Source organism: Rhodoligotrophos defluvii, assembly GCF_005281615.1.
Lineage (GTDB): Bacteria > Pseudomonadota > Alphaproteobacteria > Rhizobiales > Im1 > Rhodoligotrophos > Rhodoligotrophos defluvii.
In genome coordinates, this window is the sequence record NZ_SZZM01000002.1 from 919,846 (window position 1) to 945,075 (window position 25,230).

26 protein-coding genes are annotated in these 25,230 nt (G+C 65.0%); 13 read left to right on the forward strand and 13 right to left on the reverse strand.

What is annotated here, in order from left to right; all coding sequences use genetic code 11:
• Positions 1-33: 33 nt before the first annotated feature.
• Positions 34-924, reverse strand: coding sequence for a cytochrome c oxidase subunit II (coxB, locus tag E4P09_RS13420; RefSeq protein WP_205042118.1), 891 nt, complete (start codon positions 922-924; stop codon positions 34-36).
• 618 nt (positions 925-1,542) lie between these two features.
• Here coxB and E4P09_RS13425 point away from each other — a divergent pair.
• Both E4P09_RS13425 and tldD read left to right on the forward strand, forming a co-directional pair.
• Positions 1,543-2,283: an invasion associated locus B family protein gene (locus E4P09_RS13425; RefSeq protein WP_137390082.1), complete on the forward strand. Its 741-nt coding sequence runs from the start codon at positions 1,543-1,545 to the stop codon at positions 2,281-2,283.
• A gap of 131 nt (positions 2,284-2,414) precedes the next feature.
• Complete coding sequence (tldD, locus tag E4P09_RS13430) at positions 2,415-3,839, forward strand: metalloprotease TldD (RefSeq protein WP_137390083.1); 1,425 nt, start codon at positions 2,415-2,417, stop codon at positions 3,837-3,839.
• Positions 3,840-3,900: 61 nt separating this feature from the next.
• Here the strand turns inward: tldD and E4P09_RS13435 are convergent, their stop codons facing one another.
• Positions 3,901-4,353 carry a DUF1127 domain-containing protein gene (locus E4P09_RS13435; RefSeq protein ID WP_205042102.1) on the reverse strand — a complete coding sequence of 151 codons (453 nt, stop codon included), beginning with the start codon at positions 4,351-4,353 and terminating at the stop codon, positions 3,901-3,903.
• A 236-nt stretch (positions 4,354-4,589) separates the two neighbouring features.
• The gene (locus E4P09_RS13440; protein WP_137390085.1) at positions 4,590-4,841 is read right to left on the reverse strand and encodes a DUF1127 domain-containing protein; all 252 of its coding nucleotides are present in this window, start codon (positions 4,839-4,841) and stop codon (positions 4,590-4,592) included.
• A 164-nt stretch (positions 4,842-5,005) separates the two neighbouring features.
• On the opposite strand from E4P09_RS13440, the gene E4P09_RS13445 reads away from it, so the two are divergent.
• The 8 genes from E4P09_RS13445 to E4P09_RS13480 all read left to right on the forward strand — a co-directional run bounded on the left by E4P09_RS13445 (position 5,006) and on the right by E4P09_RS13480 (position 12,048).
• The gene (locus E4P09_RS13445; RefSeq protein ID WP_137390086.1) at positions 5,006-5,893 is read left to right on the forward strand and encodes a LysR substrate-binding domain-containing protein; all 888 of its coding nucleotides are present in this window, start codon (positions 5,006-5,008) and stop codon (positions 5,891-5,893) included.
• A gap of 20 nt (positions 5,894-5,913) precedes the next feature.
• Entirely contained in the window at positions 5,914-6,669 is a 756-nt protein-coding gene (locus tag E4P09_RS13450) for a 16S rRNA (uracil(1498)-N(3))-methyltransferase (protein ID WP_275406465.1), read from the forward strand.
• 108 nt (positions 6,670-6,777) lie between these two features.
• The gene (locus E4P09_RS13455) at positions 6,778-8,169 is read left to right on the forward strand and encodes a glutamate--cysteine ligase (protein ID WP_239025166.1); all 1,392 of its coding nucleotides are present in this window, start codon (positions 6,778-6,780) and stop codon (positions 8,167-8,169) included.
• 48 nt (positions 8,170-8,217) lie between these two features.
• Positions 8,218-8,634, forward strand: coding sequence for an MAPEG family protein (locus E4P09_RS13460; protein ID WP_205042103.1), 417 nt, complete (start codon positions 8,218-8,220; stop codon positions 8,632-8,634).
• A 61-nt stretch (positions 8,635-8,695) separates the two neighbouring features.
• On the forward strand, positions 8,696-9,640 hold the full coding sequence (gene ubiA / locus E4P09_RS13465; protein WP_137390322.1) for a 4-hydroxybenzoate octaprenyltransferase: 945 nt from the start codon (positions 8,696-8,698) through the stop codon (positions 9,638-9,640).
• Positions 9,641-9,645: 5 nt separating this feature from the next.
• Positions 9,646-10,995 (forward strand): TldD/PmbA family protein, encoded by a 1,350-nt coding sequence (locus E4P09_RS13470; protein WP_137390087.1) that lies wholly within the window; start codon positions 9,646-9,648, stop codon positions 10,993-10,995.
• Complete coding sequence (locus E4P09_RS13475) at positions 10,982-11,767, forward strand: inositol monophosphatase family protein (protein ID WP_239025168.1); 786 nt, start codon at positions 10,982-10,984, stop codon at positions 11,765-11,767. The genes E4P09_RS13470 and E4P09_RS13475 overlap by 14 nt, the downstream gene beginning before the upstream one ends.
• A gap of 32 nt (positions 11,768-11,799) precedes the next feature.
• Positions 11,800-12,048, forward strand: coding sequence for a DUF4170 domain-containing protein (locus E4P09_RS13480; protein ID WP_137390088.1), 249 nt, complete (start codon positions 11,800-11,802; stop codon positions 12,046-12,048).
• 187 nt (positions 12,049-12,235) lie between these two features.
• On the opposite strand, the gene E4P09_RS13485 is transcribed toward E4P09_RS13480, so the two are convergent.
• From E4P09_RS13485 to aptA, 4 genes are all read right to left on the reverse strand, one after another.
• Positions 12,236-13,228: a bifunctional riboflavin kinase/FAD synthetase gene (locus E4P09_RS13485; RefSeq protein ID WP_137390089.1), complete on the reverse strand. Its 993-nt coding sequence runs from the start codon at positions 13,226-13,228 to the stop codon at positions 12,236-12,238.
• A 9-nt stretch (positions 13,229-13,237) separates the two neighbouring features.
• On the reverse strand, positions 13,238-13,675 hold the full coding sequence (locus E4P09_RS13490; protein ID WP_137390090.1) for a MaoC family dehydratase: 438 nt from the start codon (positions 13,673-13,675) through the stop codon (positions 13,238-13,240).
• A 101-nt stretch (positions 13,676-13,776) separates the two neighbouring features.
• Positions 13,777-14,649: a TIGR01459 family HAD-type hydrolase gene (locus E4P09_RS13495; protein ID WP_137390091.1), complete on the reverse strand. Its 873-nt coding sequence runs from the start codon at positions 14,647-14,649 to the stop codon at positions 13,777-13,779.
• 70 nt (positions 14,650-14,719) lie between these two features.
• On the reverse strand, positions 14,720-16,069 hold the full coding sequence (aptA, locus tag E4P09_RS13500; protein ID WP_137390092.1) for an omega-aminotransferase AptA: 1,350 nt from the start codon (positions 16,067-16,069) through the stop codon (positions 14,720-14,722).
• A gap of 193 nt (positions 16,070-16,262) precedes the next feature.
• On the opposite strand from aptA, the gene E4P09_RS13505 reads away from it, so the two are divergent.
• The 3 genes from E4P09_RS13505 (at position 16,263) to groL (ending at position 19,339) form a co-directional block, all read left to right on the forward strand.
• Positions 16,263-17,051, forward strand: coding sequence for a peptidoglycan-binding protein (locus tag E4P09_RS13505; RefSeq protein ID WP_137390093.1), 789 nt, complete (start codon positions 16,263-16,265; stop codon positions 17,049-17,051).
• Positions 17,052-17,343: 292 nt separating this feature from the next.
• Positions 17,344-17,634 (forward strand): co-chaperone GroES, encoded by a 291-nt coding sequence (gene groES, locus E4P09_RS13510; protein ID WP_137390094.1) that lies wholly within the window; start codon positions 17,344-17,346, stop codon positions 17,632-17,634.
• 64 nt (positions 17,635-17,698) lie between these two features.
• The gene (gene groL, locus E4P09_RS13515) at positions 17,699-19,339 is read left to right on the forward strand and encodes a chaperonin GroEL (protein ID WP_137390095.1); all 1,641 of its coding nucleotides are present in this window, start codon (positions 17,699-17,701) and stop codon (positions 19,337-19,339) included.
• Between the two features lie 72 nt (positions 19,340-19,411).
• Here groL and E4P09_RS13520 read toward each other — a convergent pair whose 3' ends face one another.
• The 6 genes from E4P09_RS13520 to glcF all read right to left on the reverse strand — a co-directional run bounded on the left by E4P09_RS13520 (position 19,412) and on the right by glcF (position 25,230).
• Positions 19,412-19,903 (reverse strand): DUF6644 family protein, encoded by a 492-nt coding sequence (locus tag E4P09_RS13520; protein ID WP_205042104.1) that lies wholly within the window; start codon positions 19,901-19,903, stop codon positions 19,412-19,414.
• A 14-nt stretch (positions 19,904-19,917) separates the two neighbouring features.
• Positions 19,918-20,280: a DUF6152 family protein gene (locus E4P09_RS13525; protein WP_170984412.1), complete on the reverse strand. Its 363-nt coding sequence runs from the start codon at positions 20,278-20,280 to the stop codon at positions 19,918-19,920.
• A 99-nt stretch (positions 20,281-20,379) separates the two neighbouring features.
• Positions 20,380-21,072, reverse strand: coding sequence for an ATP phosphoribosyltransferase (gene hisG / locus E4P09_RS13530; RefSeq protein ID WP_137390096.1), 693 nt, complete (start codon positions 21,070-21,072; stop codon positions 20,380-20,382).
• A complete protein-coding gene (locus E4P09_RS13535) occupies positions 21,069-22,256 on the reverse strand; it encodes an ATP phosphoribosyltransferase regulatory subunit (protein ID WP_137390097.1) in 1,188 nt (395 codons plus the stop codon). Before E4P09_RS13535 ends, hisG begins: the two co-directional genes overlap by 4 nt.
• Complete coding sequence (hisS, locus tag E4P09_RS13540) at positions 22,253-23,758, reverse strand: histidine--tRNA ligase (RefSeq protein WP_137390098.1); 1,506 nt, start codon at positions 23,756-23,758, stop codon at positions 22,253-22,255. The genes E4P09_RS13535 and hisS overlap by 4 nt, the downstream gene beginning before the upstream one ends.
• Before the next feature lie 179 nt (positions 23,759-23,937).
• Positions 23,938-25,230, reverse strand: coding sequence for a glycolate oxidase subunit GlcF (glcF, locus tag E4P09_RS13545; RefSeq protein WP_137390099.1), 1,293 nt, complete (start codon positions 25,228-25,230; stop codon positions 23,938-23,940).

Below are 25,230 nucleotides of genomic sequence, written 5' to 3' on the forward strand. Positions count from 1 at the left end.
AGCCCCCGAGTGGCTGGCCCACAAGCCTCGGTCTCAGTCCGCCGCGGCCTTCGCCTCCGCCAGCTTCTGCGACTGTGCCGCCATTTCCGCGATCAGCGCGGCATTTGCCTTGTCCACACCTTCCGCCTTGGCCTGGTTCAGCCAGGCATCGAATCGCGCTTCAGACACAACGCGGACCTCTATGGGCATATAGGCGTGGCCCTGGCCGCAGAGTTCCGAACATTGCCCGTAGAAGATGCCCTCCCTTTCCGCCCTGAACCAAGCCTCGTTCAAGCGCCCCGGAATGGCGTCGATCTTCGGCCCGAAGGAGGGGATGGTCCAACTATGGATGACGTCATTGGCCGTGACGATCAGCCGAACCGTCTTGTTCACCGGCAACACGACCGGGTTGTCCACCGACAATAGGCGTGGAGCGCTGGGATCGACCTGGCGCCGGGCCTGAAGCGCATCGCCATCGAGCAGCAGCGAATCGAAGCTGAGGTTGTCCTGGTCAGGGTATTCGTATGACCAATACCACTGATTGCCGATGGCCTTCAGGGTCATGTCGCCATCGGGAATGGTCCGTTCGAAATAGAGGAGGCGGAAGGAGGGAATCGCGATGATCACGAGGATGAGGACCGGCACCACGGTCCAGATCACCTCGATCAGCGAATTGTGCGTGGTCTTCGACGGTATCGGGTTGGCCTTGGCGTTGAACCGCACCATGACCAGGACGAGCAGCACGAGGACGAGTGCCACGATGGCCGTGATCAGAGGCAGCATGATCTGGTTGTGGAAGATATGGATATTGTCCATGATCTGGGTCGCCGCTTCCTGGAAGCCCAGCTGCCAGTCGAAGGGCTGGCCGAGCCCAGCAGCGAACGCCGGCGTCGCTCCCCCAAAACCCACGCCCAGAGCCGCTCCCGCCAGCAGCCCCCATGCCATCCTCAACCGCATCGTCCGCCAACTCCTTCATGCCGGCAGCCCGGTCGCAGACCCGAGCCGCAGCTATTTCCCCGAAATCTGGAGAAGGATCGACCTATCCCCCTCCGCCTGGGTATATCCCTTTTGTCGCCGACAAAGCAAAGAGGACAGTGCCGCCCTCTTGGAATGGTTCTCAATCACAATCAGCCGCGCACCGCAATGAGGACCGGCGCGTCATATTTTCGCGCAGCGAGCCGCTCTGACAGGCGATCCCGGCCACCGCGGCGAATCGGGCTCGAGGCGGTCGTGTCCATGACCGGAATTTTGCCTCATTCCTCTCGGATCAACGGCTGCTCGCGTGGCTCCGGGAATGAAGAACCAAACAGAATCGGGGCGGCGGGGCGGTTGCGACCTTTTGACACCAGCTTTCGCCGCAGTAAAAGCTGGCGTAGATTTGCCTTGACTTTGGCGGGCATCGGGCGGCGAAAGGGCATGACAGGTTCGCGACCACATGGATTCATCCGCCGCCGCGGCGGGCCAGCCGCGGTCGAGGTCGCCGCCGTGGGCGCCTGCGCGGGAGGCCAGTGTAGGCATGGGATATTGCTTCCGTTCGGCAGACCTTTAATCTGGGAGTAGGACTTGATCACTTCACCGATTCTCGATCATGCGCGTCGCGCCGCTGGTATCGTCGCCACCGGCTTGGCGCTGCTTGCCGCAGCGGTGCCGGCCGGCGCCCAACAGGCGCCGCAGACGCCGCAGTTCGGTCCACGAGCGGGCGGTGCACAGGCGCAAGCGACCCAGCCCGGCCAGCCGGCCCAGCAGGCGGGGCCGAAGCCACAGCTGGTTGCCAAGCACGGTGAGTGGGAGATCCAGTGTGGCGATTTCGCCAATCCGGCGGCGGCGCATGGCGGTGCGGACAATGCCGAGAAAAAGCCGGCACAGACCGCTAGTAGCGGCAAGAGCGACGCCGCCGGGTCGACCACCGGCGCGGCGCAAGTCATCCGGCAGTGCGGCATGATTCAGGTGGCCCGCAGCACCGAGCAGCAGAATGTCGGGATGACGCTCGTGCTGGTGCGCCAGCCCCAGGGTGACAACATGATCACCATGATGCGCATCCTGGTGCCGATCGGGGTCTATCTGCCCACGGGCGTCGCGCTCGAAATCGATGGCAACGCGGTCGGCCGGGTGCCATTCACCCAGTGCATCCCCCAGCTGTGCATGGCTTTCGCCGAGGCCACGCCCGAGACGCTGGAAAAGCTCAAGAAAGGGTCGAAGGCCAATTTCATCATCTATGCTGCACCGGGGATGGGCATCGGCCTCGACATCTCCCTGAAGGGCTTCACCGCCGCGCTCGCGGAACTCGAGAAGCAGTCGTCCTGATCCTGCCACGTGCACGGCACCTCCTTGGCACGAAAATGGGCGGCATGGTCCTGTATTCGCTCATGCGTGCTCCCATATTCTTGGGCTCGCGGTGCGCTTGCCGGCGGCCCGCGCTTTAAGGAGATTTGATCTTGCCGATTGACACGCAGAACCTGTTCTTCTCGCGCACCGACCTCGACCGGGCCAGGACCGAGCGCATCCTCGCCGGCGCCTTGGCCGGTGCCGACGACGGCGAGCTCTTCCTCGAATATAACCAGCATGAAACGCTGGTGTTCGACGATGGCGTGCTGCGCACGGCCAACTTCGATACCGGCCAAGGCTTCGGGTTGCGCGCCGTCTCCGGCGAGACCACCGGCCTTGCCCATTCCTCAGAGCTTTCCGAGGCCGCTCTACGGCGTGCAGCCGAAGCGGTAAGCCAGGTGCGGCGAGGCGCCGGGGGCATCATCGCCGCCGCTCCGCCCGGTACCAACCGGCAGCTTTACAGCCCCGACAATCCGGTGGAGGAAGTCTCCTTCTCCGAGAAGGTCAAGCTGTTGGAGGCGATCGACGCCCATGCCCGTGCCCTCGATTCGAGGGTGGCGCAGGTCACGGCCTCGCTGAGCGGCGACTGGCAGGTGGTCGAGATCATCCGGCCGGACGGCTCGACCAGTCGCGATGTGCGCCCGCTGGTGGCCCTGCATCTGTCGATCGTCTGCCGGGAGGGTGACCGCCGCGAGACCGGCACCTACGGCTTTGGCGGCCGCAGCGGCTACGGCGCATTCATCGGCGAAGCGGACTGGCGCGGCGCCGTGGACAAGGCTTTGCGGCAGAGCCTGATCAATCTGGAGGCTGGCCCTGCTCCTGCCGGCGAAATGGACGTGGTTCTTGCCCCGGGCTGGCCCGGAATTCTTCTGCATGAGGCGGTTGGCCACGGGCTGGAGGGCGATTTCAACCGCAAGCAAACCAGCGCCTTTGCAGGGCTTATCGGCCAGCGGGTTGCCGCGCCGGGCGTGACCGTGGTCGATGACGGGACCATCGGGCAGCGGCGGGGCTCCCTCACGATCGATGACGAGGGTACGCCCTCGGGCTACAACGTTCTTATCGAGGACGGCATCCTCAAAGGCTATATGCAGGACCGCCTGAACGCCCGGCTTATGGGCGTCGCGCCTACGGGCAATGGCCGGCGGCAGTCTCACGCGCATATGCCGATGCCACGGATGACCAACACCTACATGTTGAATGGCGGGCATGCTCCGGACGAGATCATCGCCTCGGTCAAGAAGGGGCTTTATGCCGTCTCGTTCGGCGGTGGCCAGGTGGACATCACCAGCGGCAAGTTCGTGTTCTCGTGTACCGAAGCCTACCACATCGAGAACGGGAAAGTGGGGCGACCCATAAAAGGCGCAACCCTGATCGGCAACGGCCCCGATGCCCTGACGAGAATTGCCATGGTCGGCAATGACATGAAGCTCGATCCCGGCATCGGGACTTGCGGCAAGCAAGGTCAGTGGGTGCCGGTCGGGGTCGGACAGCCGACCATACGGCTGAACGCGATCACCGTTGGCGGGACCGGGTGAATCCTCGGCGGCATGCCGTCAGCCCCTGCCCCGCCAGCGGTCAGTCTCGATTGGCTCAATCTCAACACGGAACTTGTTTCCGCGGATACCGGGCGGCCGTGCGCTGAGCTGGGGCGACCGGTGCCTGCGCGGGCGCCGGCGCGTTCGCATGGACTGGCACGCTGCCCGCGGCTGGCCCCGAGGAGGCCTGGTGTGTTTTCGCCGCCTCCTTGCCCGTTTGCTCCGGGGCAACCCCAGCTTCACCGTCGCGGCGCCTGTTTGTGCGCCCGGTCGGCCGCCAGGCCCTGCCGCGCTTGGCGATGCGGTTAAGCTCTTCGCCCGCATTGACCGAAAGCGGCAACCGCATGGCCCACGCGACCTCGTTCCGCGTCAGGCCGATGTCCTTCAGCAGCCAGTCGTCTGCCGCCAGCAGGTCCTTCAAGCCTTGTCGGGCCCGCCAGTTGGCCAAGAGAACGCTTAGGCTCGGCCACTGCTTTGCTGTCTTGGGGTTGCTTTCAATATCTTGGGCTTTCATGTCTTGGTCCTTCCTTGCTACAGCCCTCCCTCGTAGCGTTGGGACGTTAGCCGGCAAGTTAGGCGGTATATTTTCCCCAAGATGACCTGCCCGCGGCATATCGTTGATTTTTATTTGCCGCAGGAGAACCCGGAGCCGACCCCTAACTATTTGGTCCAGAAATAGGCTCTTCTCGCCAAGATGCCGCCATTATTTCCTCGGGAAACAATCCTACTTCCGCAGCCGAAAGTTCGACTTCATCTGTAGCGGCGCTTGCTCACCTCGCTGAGAGCCCGAATCGGATTTTCTCGGACCGGCAAGCTGGATGCCCAGAGGACATCGCCACGGGTCAATCCGATATCCCGCAGGGTGGCGTCTTCGAGCTGTACGAGGGACCTGACCTTCCGCCGCGCAGACCAATTGCGAAAGAGCGTCAGGGCGGTCTTGGCCAGCCTGGCATAGACCGGGTTCGACGGCTGGGCGGTCCTTTCGATCTCACACTGCATCATGGCACAAATCCTCCAGCGGCACGGCTGGAACCGCACCGTCACTCCCGCGGTTCGCGGGCGGCCTCAGATGGTTTTCATACGAAGAGAATGATGATTTCTGATTGATACATCAATCGAATTAATCTAATATGTCTCTTCAAGGGTTTTGAAGTGAAGCTTGAGCCATGGAAGCCACACTCGATCTGGATCTGCTGAAGACGTTTATCGCCATTGTCGAAACGGGCTCTTTCGCCGGCGCCGCCGAGGAGGTGGGGCGTACCCAATCCGCCGTCAGCATGCAGATGAAGCGGCTGGAGGATCTTGTCGGCCGCCCGCTGTTCGTTCGCGACGGGCGAAAGAACATGGTCACCCGCGACGGCGAGCAATTGCTGGATTACGCCCGGCGGATCATACGCCTGTCGGCCGAGGCGCTGACCGCGATCAGCCAGCCGGAGCTTCAGGGCATCGTACGGCTGGGGACACCGGATGACTATGCGGACTGCCTGCTGCCGGAGATCCTGGCGCGATTCTCGCGGACCCACCCGCTGGTCCAGGTGGAAGTCGAATGCCAGGCCAGCGGCCAGCTCACGCAGAATACCATGAGCGGCAGGCTCGACATGTCCATCATCACCTGTCAGCCTAATTCGTTCGCGGGCGAGGTGCTGCGCAGCGAGCCCCTGGTTTGGGCCACCTCCGCCAGGCACGACGTGCATCACCAGAAGGTGGTGCCGCTGGCGGTCTCGACGCCAAACTGCTCGTGGCGACAGATGGCGACGGACGCGCTCTCTGATTGGCACCGGCCATACCGCATCGCCTATGCCAGCTCGAACAGCGTGGCGATCTCCGCCGCGGTGACGTCGGGGCTTGCGGTTGCCGCCATTCCGGAATTCCTCGTTCGTCCCGGCATGCGGGTGCTGACTGAAGCGGATGGGTTTCCGCGGCTGGGCGAGTTCCAGATTGCACTGGTACGCGCCCCGGGCATGCAGGGCGGACCACAGCTTGCTCTTGCCGAGCATGTGACGGAAAGCCTGTCGCGAACACGGACGGGTCCGGCCCTCATCGCAGCTGAATAGCCTTTCCGTGGATCCAATCCGTGTCAGTTGACCTGCGGCGATCGCCTCGGCTGTACGTGGACGCGCCGCTTGCCGCCGGTGCGATGGTGGAGCTTCTCGCCGATCAGGTTCATTACCTCGCCTCGGTCCTCCGCTTGGGATCGGGCGATAGCGTGCGCCTGTTCAATGGGCGTGACGGGGAATGGTTGTCAGCCGTCGCCGAGCTCAGCCGCAAGCGCGGGAAGCTCGAGGCGCGGCGGCAGCTGCGCCGTCAGGAAGGGCTGCCCGACATCCATTACCTGTTCGCGCCGCTGAAGCATGCGCGCCTCGATTACATGGCCCAGAAGGCCACCGAGCTCGGGGCTGCTCGACTGGCGCCGGTGCTCACCGCGCACACCGTCGCCCGTCGGGTCAATCTCGACCGCCTGCGCGCCAATGCGGTGGAGGCGGCGGAGCAATGCAATCTCCTCGCCGTACCCGAGGTAGTGGAGCCACAAGATCTCAGCGATGTTCTGGATACGTGGGACTCCTCGCGCCGGCTGATCTATTGCGACGAGGCCGCCCCCCTCGGCAATTCGTTGGCCGCGCTGCAGGGGCTGGCCGGCCCCGGGGGTCCCGTTCCGCCATTGGCGGTCCTGGTCGGGCCGGAAGGCGGCTTCTCGGCCCAGGAGCAGCAGCGATTGCGCGCTCATCCCGACGTGACCGCCATTTCCCTAGGCCCACGTGTGATGCGTGCTGATACCGCAGCCATTGCCGCGCTGACGCTGGTGCAGGCGGCTTGCGGAGACTGGCGATGATCCCGCCCGCAGTCTGCTTGCCCTCGCCCGCGGACCTGTCTAGAGCAAGCCTTTTCGGTTTGCCGTCCTATATTCAGAGTCTCATCCTCAGCCGGAGCCCGATCGCCCGTGAGTTCGCAAGTCATCGATAGTCCTGATAGCCGGGTTCCGGTGGAGCGGAAGGACCAGCTCGTTGCCTGGTTCGAGGCTGGCTGCAAGCCGCCGGAGACCTGGCGGATCGGGACAGAGCACGAGAAGTTCGGCTTTCACCCGGACGGGCTGCGGCCCGTCCCCTATGAGGGGCCGCGCGGCATCCGGGCGCTCCTGGAAGGCCTGCACGAGCGCTTTCACTGGCTGCCGGTGATGGAGCGCGACAACATTATCGGCCTGAAGGAGCCGAACACCGGGGCCACCGTGTCGCTCGAGCCGGGCGGTCAGCTCGAGCTTTCCGGCGCCGCCGTCGCCCACCTGCATCAGACCTGCGAAGAGGTCGGCGTGCACTTGGAGCAGGTCCATGCGGTCGGTGATGATCTCGGCATCAATTTCCTCGGCCTCGGCTTCTCGCCGAAATGGACGCTCGAAGAGACGCCGATGATGCCGAAAGGCCGCTACAAGATCATGCGCGCCTACATGCCGAAGGTTGGTCGCCACGGTCTCGACATGATGTTCCGCTCGTGCACCGTGCAGGTCAATCTCGACTATTCCAGCGAAGCGGACATGCGCCAGAAGCTACGCACCAGCCTGGCACTCCAGCCGATCGCCACGGCTATTTTCGCCAATTCTCCTTTCACCGAGGGCAAGCCCAATGGCTTTCTCAGTTTCCGCTCTGAGGTCTGGCGCGATACCGACCCGGACCGCACCGGTCTCCTGCCCTTCGTGTTCGAGAGCGGGTTCGATTTCGAGCGCTATGTCAATTACGCGCTCGATGTGCCGATGTATTTCGTCTATCGCAACGGCGCCTATGTCGATGTGAGCGGCGCGTCCTTCCGCGACTTCATCGCGGGCAAGCTCCCACAGCTGCCCGGCGAGCGTGCCACCATGCAGGACTGGTCGGACCATGTGACCACGATCTTCCCGGAGGTGCGGCTCAAGCGCTATCTGGAGATGCGCGGCGCCGACAGCGGCCCATGGTCGAGACTGTGCGCGTTGCCGGCCCTGTGGGTGGGCCTGCTTTATGATCAGACCGCGCTGGATGCGGCCTGGGACGTGGTCAAAGGCTGGTCGGCGGATGAGCGGCAGGATCTGCGCGATGCCGTGCCCAAGACGGCGCTGCAGACCCGGTTCCGGCGCTACAAGGTGCAGGACATCGCGCGCGAAGTGATGGCCATCGCCCGGGAAGGCCTGATCAACCGCGACCGCCAGGACGGGTTCGGCAATACGGAGGCCCGCTACCTCGACGCCATCCAGGACGTGGTGGAGACGGGGCGGACTGCGGCCGAGGACCTGCTGGACCGCTACTACGGCGCCTGGAACGAGAGCGTCGATCCAGTGTTCAAGACCAACGCCTATTGGGGCGGTTGACACAAGCGCCGCTCCGGCGCGGGACCTTGTCAAACAGGAGAAGTCGTGATGCGCGCGCTGATGCTGACCGCCGCACCGCCTTATGCCGCCTTGCTGGGGCTGTTGTTCCTGGTGTTGTGCGGGCGCGTCATGTATCTGCGCCGTCAGCATGGGGTGATGTTCGGGGCAGCGGGTGATGAGGATTTCGAGCGGGTGATCCGTGCCCAAGCCAATTTCGCAGAATATGTGCCCCTCGCGCTCATCTTGCTGGTCATCCTCGAAGTGATCGGCGCACCCAAGTTGCTGGTGCACCTGCTCGGGATCGTGCTGGTGCTCGGCCGGGTGCTTCACGCGGGAGGCGTTGCGGGCCAGCGCCATATCGTGCCGCTGCGGTTCGCCGGGATCGTGCTCACGTTGCTCAGCCTGCTCGGCTTGAGTCTGGCCGTTTTTTTCTACTGGCTTGGTCTTGCGGCGATTTCGGGTTGAAACCACCTGTTGAGCCGGTGACCCCTTTGCCTTCGCCGGACTCGCACGCTAAATGCCGGATATGAGCATCGACCACTCGCAACCTGGCTCCGTCGCGGACGCGGTGAGGCGCAATTGGGTGGACCGCTACGCGCCCATGGCGCTGCGGCCCTATTTCCGGCTGGCGCGGCTCGACCGGCCGATCGGCACCTGGCTGCTGCTGCTGCCCTGCTGGTGGTCGGTGGCGCTTGCGCAGATCGCCGTGGGTGGCGGGCTGCCGAGCATATTGCTGCTGGTGCTGTTCGCCATCGGTGCCCTGGCCATGCGCGGCGCCGGCTGCACCTATAACGACATTGTCGACCGGGACATCGACGCGAAGGTTGCCCGCACGCGCTCGCGGCCCATCCCGAGCGGGCAAGTCAGCGTGCGCCAAGCCGTGGCGTTCATGGTGGTGCTGTGCGTGATCGGCCTGTCGGTGCTCTTGCAGTTCAACGGTTTCGCCATCCTGCTCGGCTGCGCATCTCTGCTCTTGGTGGCCGCCTATCCCTTCATGAAGCGGGTGACCTACTGGCCGCAGATGGTGCTCGGGCTCACCTTCAACTGGGGCGCCCTGCTCGGCTGGGCGGCGTTGCACGGGCGCCTCGGCTGGCCAGCGGTCATTCTCTATGTCGCCGGCATAGCGTGGACCCTCGGCTATGACACGATCTACGCCCATCAGGACAAGGAGGACGACGCGCTGATCGGCGTCAAGTCGACGGCCTTGAAGCTCGGGAGGTCGACTCGGCGCTGGCTCGTTCTCTTCTACGGGCTGGCGCTGGCAGGTCTGGCTGTAGCGGGGCTGGCGGCCGGGGCCGGGACGATCTTCCTCACAGCATGGTTGCTTGCCTTGGCGCACGCGGTCTGGCAGATCTCGACGCTCGACATAGATGATCCCGCGCGGTGCTTGCTTCTGTTCCGCTCCAACCGCGATTTCGGGCTGATCATTTTCCTGGGCCTGGCGGCCGACAGCATTTTTATGCGGATTTGAAGCTCATGGCAGAGACGGACACCAACCACCTCCTCGATATTGCGGACCGTATCGTCCAGCACGCGAAACGCTTCGGCGCCGACGCGGCAGACGCGGTCATCGTCGAAGCGCAATCCACCTCGGTGGACGTTCGCCTGGGCAAGCTCGACCAGCTCGACCGATCCGAAGGTCAGGACCTGGGCCTGCGGGTGTTCGTCGGCGAGTCCCAAGCCATCGTCTCCACCAATGATTTTTCCGATCCCACGTTGCAGACCCTCGCCGAGCGCGCGGTGGCCATGGCACGCGTGAGCCCGCCCGATCCAATGTCGAGACTTCCCGACACGGGGGCATACGCAAAGCACCTGGCCGATCTCGATCTGTTCGACGGCACTGCTCCTTCAGCGGCGGACATCGAGGCCCTCGCGCGCGAGGCGGAAGATGTGGCCCTTGCCGTGCCCGGCGTTACCAATTCCGACGGGGCGGGCGCATCGCACAGCATCGCAGGCCTGGCGCTGGTCACCTCCAACGGCTTCGCGGGCAGCTACCGGCGCTCGGGGTTCAGCGTCTACTGCTCGGTGGTGGCCGGTGAAGGCACTGGCATGGAGCGCGATTACGAGTCGTCGTCCGCGGTGCATTTGGCCGATCTGCGCAGCCCGGACGAGATCGGCCGTGTGGCGGCCGAGCGCGCGGTGCGACGTCTCAAGCCGCGCAAGGTCGGCTCGCGCAAGGGGATCGTGGTCTATGAGCCGCGCATCGCCCGCAGCCTCGTCGGGGCCCTGCTCTCGGCCATCAACGGCTCCTCCATCGCCCGCGGCACGAGCTTCCTGATCGATGCCATGGGCACGCCGATCCTGCCCGATGACATCGTCATCGTGGACGACCCGAGAAAGCCGCGCGGCCTGCGCTCCCGTCCGTTCGACGGCGAGGGCTTGGCGGGCGCGCCGCGCGAGCTGGTGTCAGGCGGCGTCCTTAAGACCTGGATTCTCGACACCCGGTCGGCCCGCAAGCTCGGGCTCACCTCCACCGGGCACGCGGCGCGCGGCGCAAGCTCGCCGCCCTCGCCTTCGCCCACCAATGTCACCCTGCGGCCCGGCAGCCGTTCTCGTGCCGAGCTCATCGCCGATATCGATGACGGCCTGTGGGTGACGGAGCTGATGGGCAGCGGCGTGAACCTGGTGACGGGCGACTACAGTCTGGGCGCTGCGGGCTTCTGGATCGAGCGCGGCGAGATCACCTATCCGGTGGCGGAGATCACCATAGCCGGCAACCTCAGGAGCATGTTCCGCAGCCTCGCGGTGGCCGATGACATCGAGTATCGCGGTGGCATCGACACGCCATCGGTCCGCATCGAGGGCATGACGATTGCCGGACGCTGATCTTCAGGTTTTGACCGAGGCGGTCCGCGAAGCCGGCGCCCTGGCGATGGACTTGCGCGCCAAGGGCATCGAGACCTGGAACAAGGGCGACGGCACGCCCGTGACCGACGCCGACTTGGCGGTGGACCGGCTGCTCAGGACCCGGCTGCTGGATGCGCGGCCCGATTACGGCTGGCTGTCGGAAGAAACGGCCGACGACAAGGCGAGGCTCCGGCATGAGCGGGTCTGGATCGTCGACCCGATCGATGGAACGCGCTCCTATATGTCGGGGCTTAACGACTGGTGCATCGCAACCGCATTGGTGGACGCCGGCAGGCCCGTGGCTGCCGCGATCTACTGCCCGCCGGCGGATCATCTTTATCTTGCCGCGCGGGATCGCGGCGCCACCCTGAACGGCAGCAGGATCGTGGTGTCCGATTGCGCTGACATCGACGGCGCCCGCATATTGGCCAGGGAAAGCGCCTTCGTCGCCAAGCGCTGGGCCGGGCAGGCCTGGCCGAGGATGCAGCTCGACATGCGCAAGTCGATCGCGCTGCGCCTGTGCCTGGTGGCCGCCGGCGTTTTCGACGCAAGCTTCGCGCTCGGCGAGACGTCGGACTGGGACATTGCCGGTGCGCATCTGGTGGTGGCTGAAGCGGGCGGGATCGTCACCACCCTGTCCGGAGCGGTTCCCCTATATAACCAGGTGCGCACCCGTCACGCGGGCGTGGTGGCGTCCGGTCCGGCGCTGCACCGGCAGTTCATGGACCGGCTGCCGCAGTTTTCAGGGTAGCGCCAACGGCAGGACACTTCAGGAGAGATCCCGTGAGCACACCTTCCCCGGCTCAGGACAAGCAGCTTCTTCATTTGGTATTCGGGGGTGAACTCGAGAGCCTCGACAGCACCCGGTTCAAGAACCTCGACGAACTTGACATCGTCGGCATCTACCCGAACTTCGCGGAGGCGAAGAAGGCCTGGGCAGGCAAGGCGCAGGCCACGGTCGACAACGCTCAGATGCGCTACTTCATCGTGCATCTGCATCGGCTGCTCGATCCGGATACGGATGGTGTCTGAGCTGGGACAGCCCCCGCGGCACGCGATCGCCGGGGCCAAGCCAGTGATGGAGTAACTGGTTCCGTCATGCCGGCCGCGCCTAGGCGCTGAGCCGGCATCCAGGCCACAGGGCACGCGCCTTCCCGCTTGGCCCCTGCATTGCCGCGTCAAGCGCGGCAATGACGAGAGAGGCGACACGCCGGCAGACCTACAGCCTGCCTTCCACTTGCAGCCGGCCCAGAGGGAAGCGGGCTACGGAATCGTTCGCCTCGATACGCGCGAGCACCGCGTCGATCTCCGCGACGTCCCTTTCCATCTGCGCGGTCAGAGAAGCTGCGTCGCTGAAGGCACGGTCCGGCCTGATATAGTCGATGAACTCGATGGCCACCTGCTCGCCATAGAGGTCGCCCGAGAAGTCCAGCAGATAGACTTCAAGGGCGACATCATTCTTGCCGAAGGTGGGGCGCTTGCCAATATAGCCCGCTCCGCGCCAGACAGTTTGCCCCCGCCGCACGCGTACCGCGTAGATCCCCTCCCCCGGCTCGCAGCCTTCCTCCAGCTTTATATTGATGGTGGGAAAGCCGAGGGAGCGGCCGCGCTGGTCGCCCGGCACCACTTTGGCCAGCACCGTCCAGCGGTAGCCGAGCTGTTCGGCGGCGACCGCCACATCGCCATGGCGCAGCTCGTGGCGGATGGCGCTGGAGGCAAAGGGCGCAACGCCGCTGTCATCCGTGACCTGCTCCACGACCGTCACACCGAATCCGAGCTCCTCGCCCAGGCGGCGCATGAGGTCCGGCGAGCCCTTGCGGCCCTTGCCGAAGTGGAAGTCATAGCCTGTCACCACATGGACGGCGCCATGTCGGCGGACAAGCACGTCGCGGACGAAGGCCTCGGCCTCCTGCGAGGCGAGCGTGCGATCGAAGGACAGGATCGATACGAAATCGGCGCCACAGCCGTGCAGAAGCTTAGTTTTCAGCTCGGCGGGCGTGATCCGGAACACCGGCTGTTCCGGGCGGAAGAAGGTACGCGGATGGGGCTCGAAGGTGAGCACGCCGAACGGCGCACCGCAGCGTTGGGCTTCTTCCCGAGCGGTGGCCAGCAACGCCTGATGGCCGCGATGCACGCCATCGTAATTGCCGATGGCCACGACCGCCCCGCGGCAGGAGACGGGCACGGGAGTATTGCCATGAAGGGTGACCATAGGCTCTCGTCAGGACACTGAGGGTGCGGCCGGCGCCAGCACTCTGGCCTCTCCGTCGACCACCACGGTATCACCAACCCGCACCACGCAGGCCAGCGTCACGCGCCTGCGGCGCGGGTCGATCTCAGTGATTTCGACCGTGGCGGTCACCTCGTCTCCGCAATGCACAGGCGCGCGAAAGCTCAGCGTCTGGGACAGATAGATGGTTCCCTGACCGGGCAGGTGCATGCCGATCGCCGTGGAAATCAGGCTGGCCGACAGCATGCCATGGGCGATGCGGGTTCCAAACCGGGTAGTGGCGGCGAAATTCTCGTCCAGATGCACCGGGTTGAAATCACCTGAGACATCAGCAAACGCTTTTATCGCGTTGTCATCTACCAGCTTTTTCACAGTGGCGGTCATGCCGACCTTCAGATCGTCAATGCTGTAGGACTGGATTGCCGTCATGAGGTCGACCTGTGGACGTTCCGGGAGGGCCGTTGCGGAAAGCGCGGGCGCGGCCGGACTTTATAGACAGGACCATCGTGCTGCAATGCGGAAAAACCACATCACCAGCGCAGGTTTGCGATAATCCCCTCGAGGCGCAAACCGGGAGCGATTTCGTCAAGCCTGTTGAGCAGTGGCGCCAATGCCTCCGGATGGCCCTGATGCAGCTCCTCCAGCTCGTGGGCATGAATGCCACCAGCCACGAAGACCGCGTCGATGCCGTTGAGGGCGGCGCCAAGCATATCCGTTTCCATGCCGTCACCGATGGCGAGGGCTTCGCCCTTGCCGACAGGCCGGCCGGCGATCTCGGCCGCCATCTCCAGCGCGTCATGATAGATCAGAACGTCCGGCTTGCCCGTGAACACCACTTTTCCCCCGAGCTGGTCGTAGAGCTCCGCCAGGGCGCCGGCACAGTAGAGCAGACGGTCGCCCTTCTGCACCACCTTGTCCGGGTTTGCGCAATAGAGGATCTGCCCGCGAGCGGCCATGCGCTCGAGCATGGGAACATAATCTTGCGGCGTCTCGGTGAGGTCGTTCATCAGACCCGTGCACAAGACGATCTCGGCTTCGTCAATGCCCACCTCGGCGATGTCGAGGCCGGCGATCAGTCCATGGTCGCGTGCGGGCCCCAAGAAATGCACCGCCGGATGCCCGTGCTCGACGACCAGGCGGCGCATGACGTCGCCCGAGGCGAGTACACGGTCATAGGCATCGCGGGGCACGCCAAGACGGTCGAGCTGTGCGATTACCGGCTCGAACGGCCGGGGCGCATTGGTGATCAGCACCACGATGCCGCCCTGCCGGCGGAAGCTCTGCAGGGCATGGACTGCCTCAGGGTACGCGGCGACACCGTTGTGCACCACGCCCCATATGTCGCACAGCCAAAGGCTGTGCCGTCCCGCTAGAGGCGAGATGCCGTCGAGAATAGCGGCCATTCGTTAATCCGGGAGTGACGGCCCAACCCGCCGCGGCGCGCCCGCTTGCGGGAAGGGTCCAAGGCCAAGTTCAGTCCAGCGACTTCAACAGCTTTGCCAGCTTGTCGAAAATTTGGCTGATCTGCGCTTCGGTGATGATCAGCGGCGGCGACAGCGCGATCGTGTCGGCCGTGATGCGGATCATCATGTCCTGTTCGTGGAAGGCACGGTTCATGGCCTGGTAGCCGCGCTTGCCGATGCCGTCCTTGTGGGGCTCGAGGTCGATCCCGGCGACAAGCCCTATGGTGCGGATATCGGTCACGTGGGGCAAGCCCTTCAGGCCGTGCGCGGCATCCGCCCAGGCGGTTTCGAGCGAGCGGGCGCGCTCGAACAGACCCTCGTCGCGATAGACGTCGAGGCTGGCGAGGGCGGCCGCGGCGGCCACAGGGTGGCCCGTATAGGTATAGCCGTGGAACAGCTCTATCGCGTTCTCCGGACCGGTCATGAAGGCCTCATAGACGTGGTCGCGCACGATGGCGCCGCCCATGGGGATAGCACCCGAGGTGACGCCCTTGGCGAAGGTGATGATGTCGGGCACCACGCCATAGCGTTCCGCCGCGAAGGCATAGCCGAGACGGCCGAAGCCCGTGATCACCTCGTCGAAGATCAACAGGATGCCGTGCTTGTCGCAGATCTCGCGCAGGCGCTGGAGATAGCCCTGGGGCGGCGGCAGCACGCCGGTCGAGCCGGCCATGGGCTCCACGATGACCGCGGCAACGGTCGAGGCATCATGTAGCGCGACGATGCGTTCGAGGTCGTCGGCGAGATGGGCGCCCCAAGCGGGCTCGCCCCGGGAATAGGCCTGCTCTGCGCGATTGTAGGTGTGCGGGAGATGGTCGACGCCGGAGAGCAGCGAGCCGAAGAACTTGCGGTTGTTGACGATGCCGCCGACGCTGATGCCGCCGAAGCCGACGCCGTGGTAGCCGCGCTCCCGGCCGATCAGCCGCGTCCGCTGCCCCTGGCCGCGCACATTGTGGTAGGCGAGCGCGATCTTGAGGGCGGTATCGGCGGCCTCGGAACCCGAGTTGCAGAAGAACACATAGTTGAGGTCGCCCGGCGCGAGGGTGGCGATCCGCGAGGCGGCCTCGAAGGCCTTCGGGTGACCAAACTGGAAGTTGGGGGCATAGTCGAGTTCGGCGGCCTGCCGCTGGATCGCCTCCACGATGGGAGTGCGGCAATGGCCGGCGTTGGAGCACCACAGCCCTGCGGTGCCGTCCATGATCGCACGGCCGTCGGTTGAGTAGTAGAACATGTCCTTGGCGCGCGAGATCATCCGCGGGCTCTGCTTGAACGCGCGATTGCTGGTGAAGGGCATCCAATAGGACTGCAGGTTATTCGGCGTGGGCTCCCAAGCCGCATTCACCGCATAGGCTTCGGACATGATTATTCTCCAGTGTCGGATATTGGCGCTGCGCAAGCTGCGGCGCCGAACCCTGATTATCCTATCAGAGGACAAGTCGACAGGGCAAATCGCACGAAGCTCGGACCGCCCCTGCAGATCCGCGTTTTGGCCGCAGAGCCGCCCATCCCCCTGAATATCAAGAGCGCATTTGATTGTTCAGTAGGAGATCGGGATGGTTTCTCTCACATTGGATCAACTCAAGACCATCGCACCGCGCGGCAAGGACGCGGTCCTGGAGGCCGTGGTCGACGTCTTGCGCGACAAGGGTGACGCGTATGGTGTTACCACGCCTCTGAGAATTGCGCATTTCCTGGCGCAGGCGGCGCATGAGTCAGACGGGTTCAAGGCGACGGAAGAGTATGCTTCGGGCAGTGCCTATGAAGGGCGGCTGGACCTTGGCAATACCGAGCCCGGCGACGGGGTGGCCTTCAAGGGGCGCGGCATCTTCATGCTCACTGGCCGCAACAACTATGCGCGGTTTGGCGAGAAGATCGGAGAGGACCTCGTAGGCCATCCGCAGAAGGCGGCGGAGCCGGCAATCTCGGTGAAGATCGCGCTCGAATACTGGAAGGATCGGGACCTGAACGGCCTTGCGGATCAGAACGACTTCATCGGCATCACCCGCAAAATCAACGGCGGCGTCAATGGCTTTGCCAATCGGAAATACTATTTCGAGAAGGCCGGCGAGGCCTTGGGCGGACTTGACGACCAGGTTGCCCAGGTGAAGGATCTCTGGGGTCCTGGCGAACGCGGGGACCATATCGTTCAGCTGCAGACGGAGCTCAACAAGATCAACGAGACGGCGGAGGTCAAGCTCGACGTCGACGGCAAGTTCGGCCGCGCGACCCTTGCCGCGATCCGGGAATTCGAGCACTCGCACAATCTGCCCGTCGACGGTATTGCTGATCCGGACATGCGGGCGGAGCTGCACAAGGCCTATAGCGATTTTACCTTCGCGTGACCTGATCACCTCTGCAGACTTGTGCCGGTAAGCCCAGTCTTGACGTTCAGAGGGGCTTACCGGATCTTGCATATGGCAGCCGATCGGGGGCATGGCTCACCGCTGGCCATCCATCCCACCTTCCTCTTGACTCCGTGGGCGTGGTGCACCTATCTAGCCTGCCATTAGCACTCGACCTGTAAGAGTGCCAACCCAAGACCATCAACAGGACGCTGGCAGGCTCTGCGGTGATGGTTGCAGATCCGCGAATTCGTGCCCCGTCAGGGGTCAGCAAGTCAGGGAGCTTCGGACTATGTCTTTCCGCCCATTGCATGATCGCGTCGTCGTGCGGCGCATCGAAGAGGTCGCCAAAACGCCCGGCGGCATCATCATTCCTGACACGGCGCAGGAGAAGCCGCAGCAGGGCGAAGTCATCGCGGTCGGCCCTGGCGCCCGCGGCGAAGACGGCAAGGTCACCCCGCTTGACGTGAAGACCGGCGACAAGGTGCTGTTCGGCAAGTGGTCGGGCACCGAGGTCAAGATCGACGGACAAGAGCTGCTGATCATGAAGGAAAGCGACATCATGGGCGTGATCGAGGGCTGAGCCCGCACGCTTACGATGGATTCCGGCGCGACATCGCGTCTTGGCAAATTGACAAGAGGTTCACATGGCAGCGAAAGACGTGCGTTTTTCCACTGACGCCCGCGAGCGGATGATCCGCGGCGTCGACACCCTGGCCAATGCGGTCAAGGTGACCTTGGGGCCGAAAGGCCGCAACGTGGTGCTCGACAAGTCGTTTGGCGCGCCGCGCGTCACCAAGGACGGCGTGACGGTGGCCAAGGAGATCGAACTTGAGGACAAGTTCGAGAACATGGGCGCCCAGATGGTGCGCGAGGTCGCATCCAAGACCAACGATCTCGCGGGTGACGGCACGACGACCGCAACCGTGCTGGCCCAAGCCATCGTGCGGGAAGGCGCCAAGGCGGTGGCCGCCGGCATGAACCCGATGGACTTGAAGCGCGGCATCGACCTCGCCGTGGCCGCAGCAATCGAGGATCTGAAGGCCCGCTCGCGCAAGGTTTCCTCCTCCAACGAGATCAGCCAGGTCGGCACGATTTCCGCCAATGGCGACAGGACCATCGGCGATATGATCGCGGAGGCGATGCAGAAGGTCGGCAATGACGGCGTGATCACCGTCGAAGAGGCCAAGACCGCCGATACCGAGCTCGACGTGGTCGAGGGCATGCAGTTCGATCGCGGCTATCTCTCGCCCTATTTCGTCACCAATGCCGAGAAGATGGTGGCGGAGCTCGAGGATCCCTACATCCTCCTGCACGAGAAGAAGCTGTCCAACCTGCAGTCCATGCTGCCGGTACTCGAGCAGGTGGTGCAGACGGGCAAGCCGCTGCTCATCATCTCCGAGGACGTCGAGGGTGAGGCCCTGGCGACGCTGGTGGTGAACAAGCTGCGTGGCGGCCTCAAGGTGGCCGCGGTGAAGGCTCCGGGCTTCGGCGACCGGCGCAAGGCGATGCTGGAGGATATGGCTATCCTCACCGCCGGCCAGGTCATCTCCGAAGATCTCGGCATCAAGCTGGAGAACGTGACCATCGATATGCTGGGCCGGGCCAAGCGGGTGCGCATCGGCAAGGACGAGACCACGATCGTCGATGGCGCCGGCCAGCGCTCGGACATCGAGGCTCGCTGCGGCCAGATCCGCCAGCAGATCGAGGAGACCACCTCCGACTATGACCGCGAGAAGCTGCAGGAGCGGCTGGCGAAGCTCGCCGGCGGTGTTGCGGTGATCCGCGTCGGCGGCGCGACCGAGGTCGAGGTGAAGGAGAAGAAGGACCGCGTCGACGACGCGCTCAACGCCACCCGCGCGGCGGTTGAGGAAGGCATCGTTCCCGGTGGCGGCGTGGCCCTGCTGCGGGCGAAGACCGCGGTCGGCAAGCTCACCAGCGACAACCCGGATGTGCGGGCGGGCATCAACATCGTCGCCAAGGCGCTGGAAGCCCCGATTCGTCAGATCGCCGACAATGCCGGCGCCGAGGGTTCGGTCGTGGTCGGCAAGGTGCTGGAGAAGGACGGCAACTTCGGCTTCGATGCGCAGAATGAGGAGTTCACCGATCTGGTTGAGCGCGGCATCATCGACCCGACGAAGGTGGTCCGCGTTGCTCTGCAGGATGCGGCCTCCATCGCCAGCCTGCTGATCACCACCGAGGCCATGGTGGCCGAGCGTCCGAAGGAGCCGGCGGCGCCGGCCGGCATGCCGGGCGGCATGGGCGGGATGGGCGGCATGGACTTCTGATCCGGCCGACAGAACGCGCGCAGGGGAAATGAGGCCGTCCGGAGCGATCCGGGCGGCCTTTTCCTTCGCGGTTCAGAAATAGGCGATCAGCCGGCCGGCAGCGGCCACGCCAATCCACAGGCCGATCGACAGGACAGCCTGGGCGCGGGCCAGCGCCGGCGCCTTCCTCTCCCAATCCGGCAGGCGCGCATTCCACAGCCTGCGGAACAGGCCGGCATTGAGGATGGCGAGGCCGAGCAGGATCATCTTGATCCAGAACACCGCATTGCCGGCGATGGCACGGGCGTCGGCCGCGAACAGCAGGCTTCCGGATATGAGCTGGATGATGAAGCCCGCTATGGCCAGAGGCGTCACGAGCCGCGACAGGGCTGCGGCATCGATCGAACGGACGAAGCCCAGCAGCCTCAGGTCGAGCACGATGATGGAACCGGCCAGCAGGACAAGCCCCAGGATATGGCCGAGATTGGCGGCGGGATAATACCAGAGCGAATCGCGGATCGCATGCGCGAACGCGGTGGACTCCAATGCCACGGCCCAGTTGGGCGCGCTGCCATGTCCTTCCATCGGATGGCCGGCGTCTAGCGCAGCTCGACGGTTCGGCCGTCGACGGTGATGCGCTCGGCGCGCAGTTCGCCTTCATCACGCCGGCTGGGATAGCCCTCGATGATCACCGTTTTCCCCACGGTGAGATCCTCGCGCGGCAGCCCGCGCGCCTGCATGCGCGAGGGGGGTGCCAGGACGACTTCCCATCGCTTGCCATCATGTTCGACGACGAGGAGGCCGTGCGGGCTTTGATAGCTCACCTCTTGGATCGGCGCCTCGAAGCGCAGCACCGTATTGGCGTCATAGCTGCTCCAGCCGTGATGGGCCTCGGCAAGCCCGGCGGGCAGCAGTGCAAGAGCGAAAGCGAAGGCGAGAGTGGCGTGGCGATGAGTGATCATGGCGCTCTCCTGAAGTCCGGAGCCATTCAATCACTGAAGCCGCTCGGCGCGCCACAGTTCCGACGCGACGGGCTTTGCACTATCTCGTGAGGCCCGGTTTTATCCCAATTTTGTCAGGATGGCGTGTAGGCGCGGGTCACTCATAGCGTTCAGGTGCACGGCGATGACCGCTTCCGAGCGCAGGAGCACGCCGTCGTCCAGGATCTTCAGATGGTTGGCTTCGAGGGTGGCGCCGGTGGACGTGATATCGACGATCACCTCCGCGGTGCCGGCGGCGGGCGCGCCTTCCGTCGCCCCCAGGCTTTCCACGATGCGATAGCCGCGCACCCCGTGCTCGGCGAAGAAGCGGCGGGTGAGGTTCCCATATTTGGTTGCCACCCGGAGCCGCCGGCCATGCCGGGCGTGATAGGCGAGCGCCACTTCGTCGAGATCGCTCATGGTGGCCACGTCGAGCCAGCATTCCGGGACGGCCACGACGACGTCCGCCCGGCCGAAGCCCAGCCGCCGTTGGATATCGATGGCATCGGCCATGTTCGGGATGTACTCGTGCAGCAGGTCTTCGCCGGTGATGCCGAGATCGAGCTTGCCCTCGCGCAGCAGGTGGGCGATCTCGGTGGCCGAGAGATAGGCGATCTCGATGTCGTCCACCCCGTCGATACCGTTGAGCTTGCCCTGATAGCCGCGCCCTGCCCCGGTGCGGTCGAGGGTGAAGCCCGCCGTCTCGAACATGGCGGCGGCCTGCTCCATGAGCCGGCCCTTGGAGGGCAATGCTATGGTCAGCGGCCGGCTCATCCCTGAGCCTCCAGCGCGATCGTGAGCCGCTGGGTGTGGATGGCCGAGCCCACGGCCGGCACCTGCTTGGGACTGCCGAGGGCGGACAGCAGGCCATCGTAGCGGCCGCCGCCAGCCAAGGGAATCCAACCGGTGGGGCTTTCCACCTCCACCTGGAACACGAAGCCGGAATAATATTCGAGATGGCGGCCGAAGACGCCGGAGAAGCGCTGGGTGTCGATGTCCAGCCCCGCCTTTCGCGTATGGGCAAAGCGCTGCTCGAACCGCTGCAGGGCTTCGGTGAAGCGTGCTCCCGCTTGGGTCGCGATGTCGCGCATGGCGGCAGCGGCTTCGTCCGGGGATCCGGTGATATCGAGATAGCTTTCGATCAGCGCGACCGCTTCGGCCGGCAGCGGCTTTTCCTCGCGGTCACGGGCGCGCTCGTGCAGGCGCCTGGCGATTTCGGCGATGGAGCGGCCGCCCACCAGGGGAATGCCTTCGAGCTCCAGCACCTCCTCGATGAGGGCCACAGTGCGCTCCTCGCTGGCGTGGCTCAAGCGCGACAGGAGATCTTCGGTCTCTGACCGCGCGCGGGGCCGGCGCCCGGCCAGGGTGTCCAGCAGCTCGCGGAAGGCGCGGGGCCGCCAGAACTGATGGTTGAGCCTTTGTCGCCAGCGCTGCGGCATGTCGATGCTGTCAAGCAGCGACGTGAACAGGCCGAGGTCGCCCAGCTTCACCCGGTAGCGGCTCAAGCCGGCCGCTTCGAGCGCCCTGACCACGAGCGCGAAGACTTGGGCCTCCGCGGCGGGTGCATCGGTGTCGCCGAACCATTCCATGCCCACCTGCACGAATTCGCGGGGGTGCATGGGGTCGGCGCCGAGCGGCTGGTGGCGGAATACCGGGCCGCAATAGCAGTAGCGCGCTTCCGCCGCCACGTCAGTTGCGGTCTCCAGATGGTAGCGGCAGGTGGGTACGGTGAGGTCGGGCCTGAGGCACAACTCGCGTCCGCCCGGATCGGTGAACACGAAGGTGCGGGTGCGTATGTCTTCGCCGGAGCGGTCGAGGAACAGGTCGGCCGGCTGCAGGATGTCGGGCTCGATCTGAGCGAAGCCCGCCTCGACCAGCAAGGCGAGCATGGGCTGATTTTGGGCCTCCAGCCGCGCCCGCTCCACGGGCGATCTGCCGGGAATGTCGTTGCTGGTCACGGTGTGTAGCGCCCCAGGATATCGCGCACCGCCGTCACCAGCTCGCCCCGCTTCACCGTCACCTGGGCGGGACGCGCCTCGCGCCACTCGTCGCGGTTCTCGATGGCGCGGGAAGCCTCCGCACCGGCGATGAGGTCCTTGATCTGCACCTCGCCGGCGGCAAGCTCGTCGCTGCCCTGGATGACCGCGCAGGCAGCTCCCCGGCGATCGGCATATTTCATCTGCGCCTTCATGCCCGATGTGCCGAGATACATCTCCGCGCGGATGCCGGCGTCGCGCAGCTCGCGGACCATGGCCTGGTAATCGCCGACGCGGCCCTTGTCCATGACCAGCACCACGACGGGGGCTGCGACTGTGTCCTCCTCGATTTGGCCGAGATGCTTGAGCGCGGCATACAGCCGGGAGACCCCGATGGAGAAGCCGGTGGCCGGCACCTTCTCGCCGCGGAAACGCTCGACCAGGCCGTCATAGCGCCCGCCGCCGCCGACCGAGCCGAAGCGGACGAGTTCACCGTCTTCGTTGCGCATGTCGAAGGTGAGTTCGGCCTCCACGACGAAGCCGGTGTAGTATTCGAGGCCGCGCACAACGGAGGGATCGATCCGCACCCGGTCGCCGTAGCCGGATTCATCCACATGAGCGGCAATCGCGGAAAGCTCCTCGAGCCCTTCAGCCGTCACCGGATTGTTGGCGAGCACTTGGCGCAGGTTCTCGACCGTCGCGGCATTGGTGGCCCCCGACGTTGCATTGACAAAGGCCAAGATGCTGTCGCTTGCCGCCGGGTCCAGCCCGGCGCCCGGGGTGAAGTCGCCGCTCGGGTCCATGCGGCCCTTGCCGAGCAGATCACGCACCCCTTCGATGCCGATCTTGTCGAGCTTATCGATCGCCCGCAAGACCGTGAGCCTCCGGCCGGCATTCTCGTCGCCGCCGAGCCCGATAGCCTCCATCACGCCGTCGAGCACCTTGCGGTTGTTCACCCGGATCACATAGGCGCCGCGCGGGATGCCAAGCTTCTCCAGCGTGTCGGCCGCCAGCATGCAGATTTCCGCATCCGCCGCGGGGTTGTCGGTGCCTACCGTGTCCGCATCGAACTGCATGAACTGCCGGAACCGGCCTGGCCCCGGCTTCTCGTTGCGGTAGACCCAGCCGGCGCGGTAGCTGCGATAGGGCTTGGGCAGGCGGTCGTAATTCTCGGCCACGTAGCGAGCCAGCGGCGCGGTCAGGTCATAGCGCAGGGACAACCACTGCTCGTCATCGTCCTGGAAGGAGAAAACGCCTTCATTGGGCCGATCCTGATCGGGCAGGAATTTGCCGAGCGCATCGGTATATTCGATGGTCGGCGTTTCCACCGGGTCGAAGCCATAGAGCTCATAGACCTGCTCAATGGTGGCCAGCATGCGCTTGAGTGCACGGATCTCCTGGGCCTCCACATCGCGGAAGCCTTTTGCAACCCGTGCCTTGGGCCTGTGTGCCTTGGGCACTGGTGCCTTCTCCGGCTTTGTCATCGAGAAAATCGCCTGCTGTCGAAGCTTATTCGCCTTGCGGGCGGGTTCTACCGGATCAACGCCACAGCGGCAAGAATGCTAGATCGGGATGACTTATCTCCGAATCGTCATCCCGTTCCAATCCTTTGCTGGAGCATGATCTTTTCCGAGAACCGGCATCCACTTCTCGGGATCATGCTCTACCGCACCATGGCGGCGGGCCGGGGGCCGCCCGTCGCCCAGTCGAGCAGCTCCACCGTGTGCACCAGGGGAATCTCGGTGCCGGAGGCTAGCTGCGTCATGCATCCGATATTGCCGGTGGCGATCACGTCGGGGCGGATGCGGGCCAGATGCTTGAGCTTGCGGTCGCGCAGCTTGCTCGCGATTTCGGGCTGCAGGATGTTGTAGGTGCCGGCTGAGCCGCAGCAGAGATGGGCTTCTGCTGGTTCCACCACCTCGAACCCCGCTTGCATCAGCAGCGCCTTCGGTTCGGTCCGGATCTTCTGGCCGTGCTGCATGGAGCAGGCGGCGTGATAGGCAACGCGCGCCTTCAGCGGCGTCTCGCCCGGCGGCAGGCCATGAACGGCGACGAACTCGGTGATGTCCTTCGTGAGGGACGAGATCTTGGCCGCCTTGGCCGCATAGCGCGGGTCGCGCGCCAGCATGTGGCCGTAGTCCTTGACCGTGGTGCCGCAGCCCGAGGCATTGATGATGATGGCCTCAAGCCCCTCCCCCTCGATCTCGGCCATGTAGCTGTCGATGTTGCGGCGCGCCCGTTGAAGGGCATCGTCCTCGCGGCCCATGTGGTGGGTGAGCGCGCCGCAGCAGCCTTGGCCCTCCGGCACCACCGGTACAAAGCCCATACGCTGGAGCAGGCGGAAGGTCGCCGCGTTGATCGAAGGCGCGAGCACGCCCTGTGCGCAGCCGGTGAGCACCGCCACCCGGCCGCGGTACTGGGTTGCCGGTGAGGCTTCAACCGGTTGGGCCGCGGGCAATCGCGACGGCGCGAGGCGCAGCATGGCCGCCGCCGGCCGCAGCGGCCGCGCCACCTCCAGCAGCGGCGCCAGCGGCTTGGCGAAGCGCGCAAGCTTCAGCGCCGTGCGCATGCGCTTCGGCTCCGGCAGCAGGTGCGCCACCAGCGCGCGCAGGAAGCGTTCCGGCGCCGGCCGGCGGTAGGTCTGCTCCACGCGCACACGCGCCTGGTCGATCAGGTGCATGTAGTCCACGCCCGAAGGACAGGTGGTGGTGCAGGCGAGACAGGACAGGCAGCGGTCGATGTGCTTAGCCACCTCGGGTGTCGCCGGCTTGTCCTCCTCCAGCATCTGCTTGATGAGGTAGATGCGGCCGCGCGGGCTGTCGAGCTCATCGCCCAGCAAAACATAGGTGGGGCAGGTGGCGGTGCAGAAGCCGCAATGCACGCATGAGCGCAGGATCGCTTCCGCTTCGGCGATCTTCGGGTCGGCGCGCTGGGCTTCTGTGAAATTCGTCTGCAT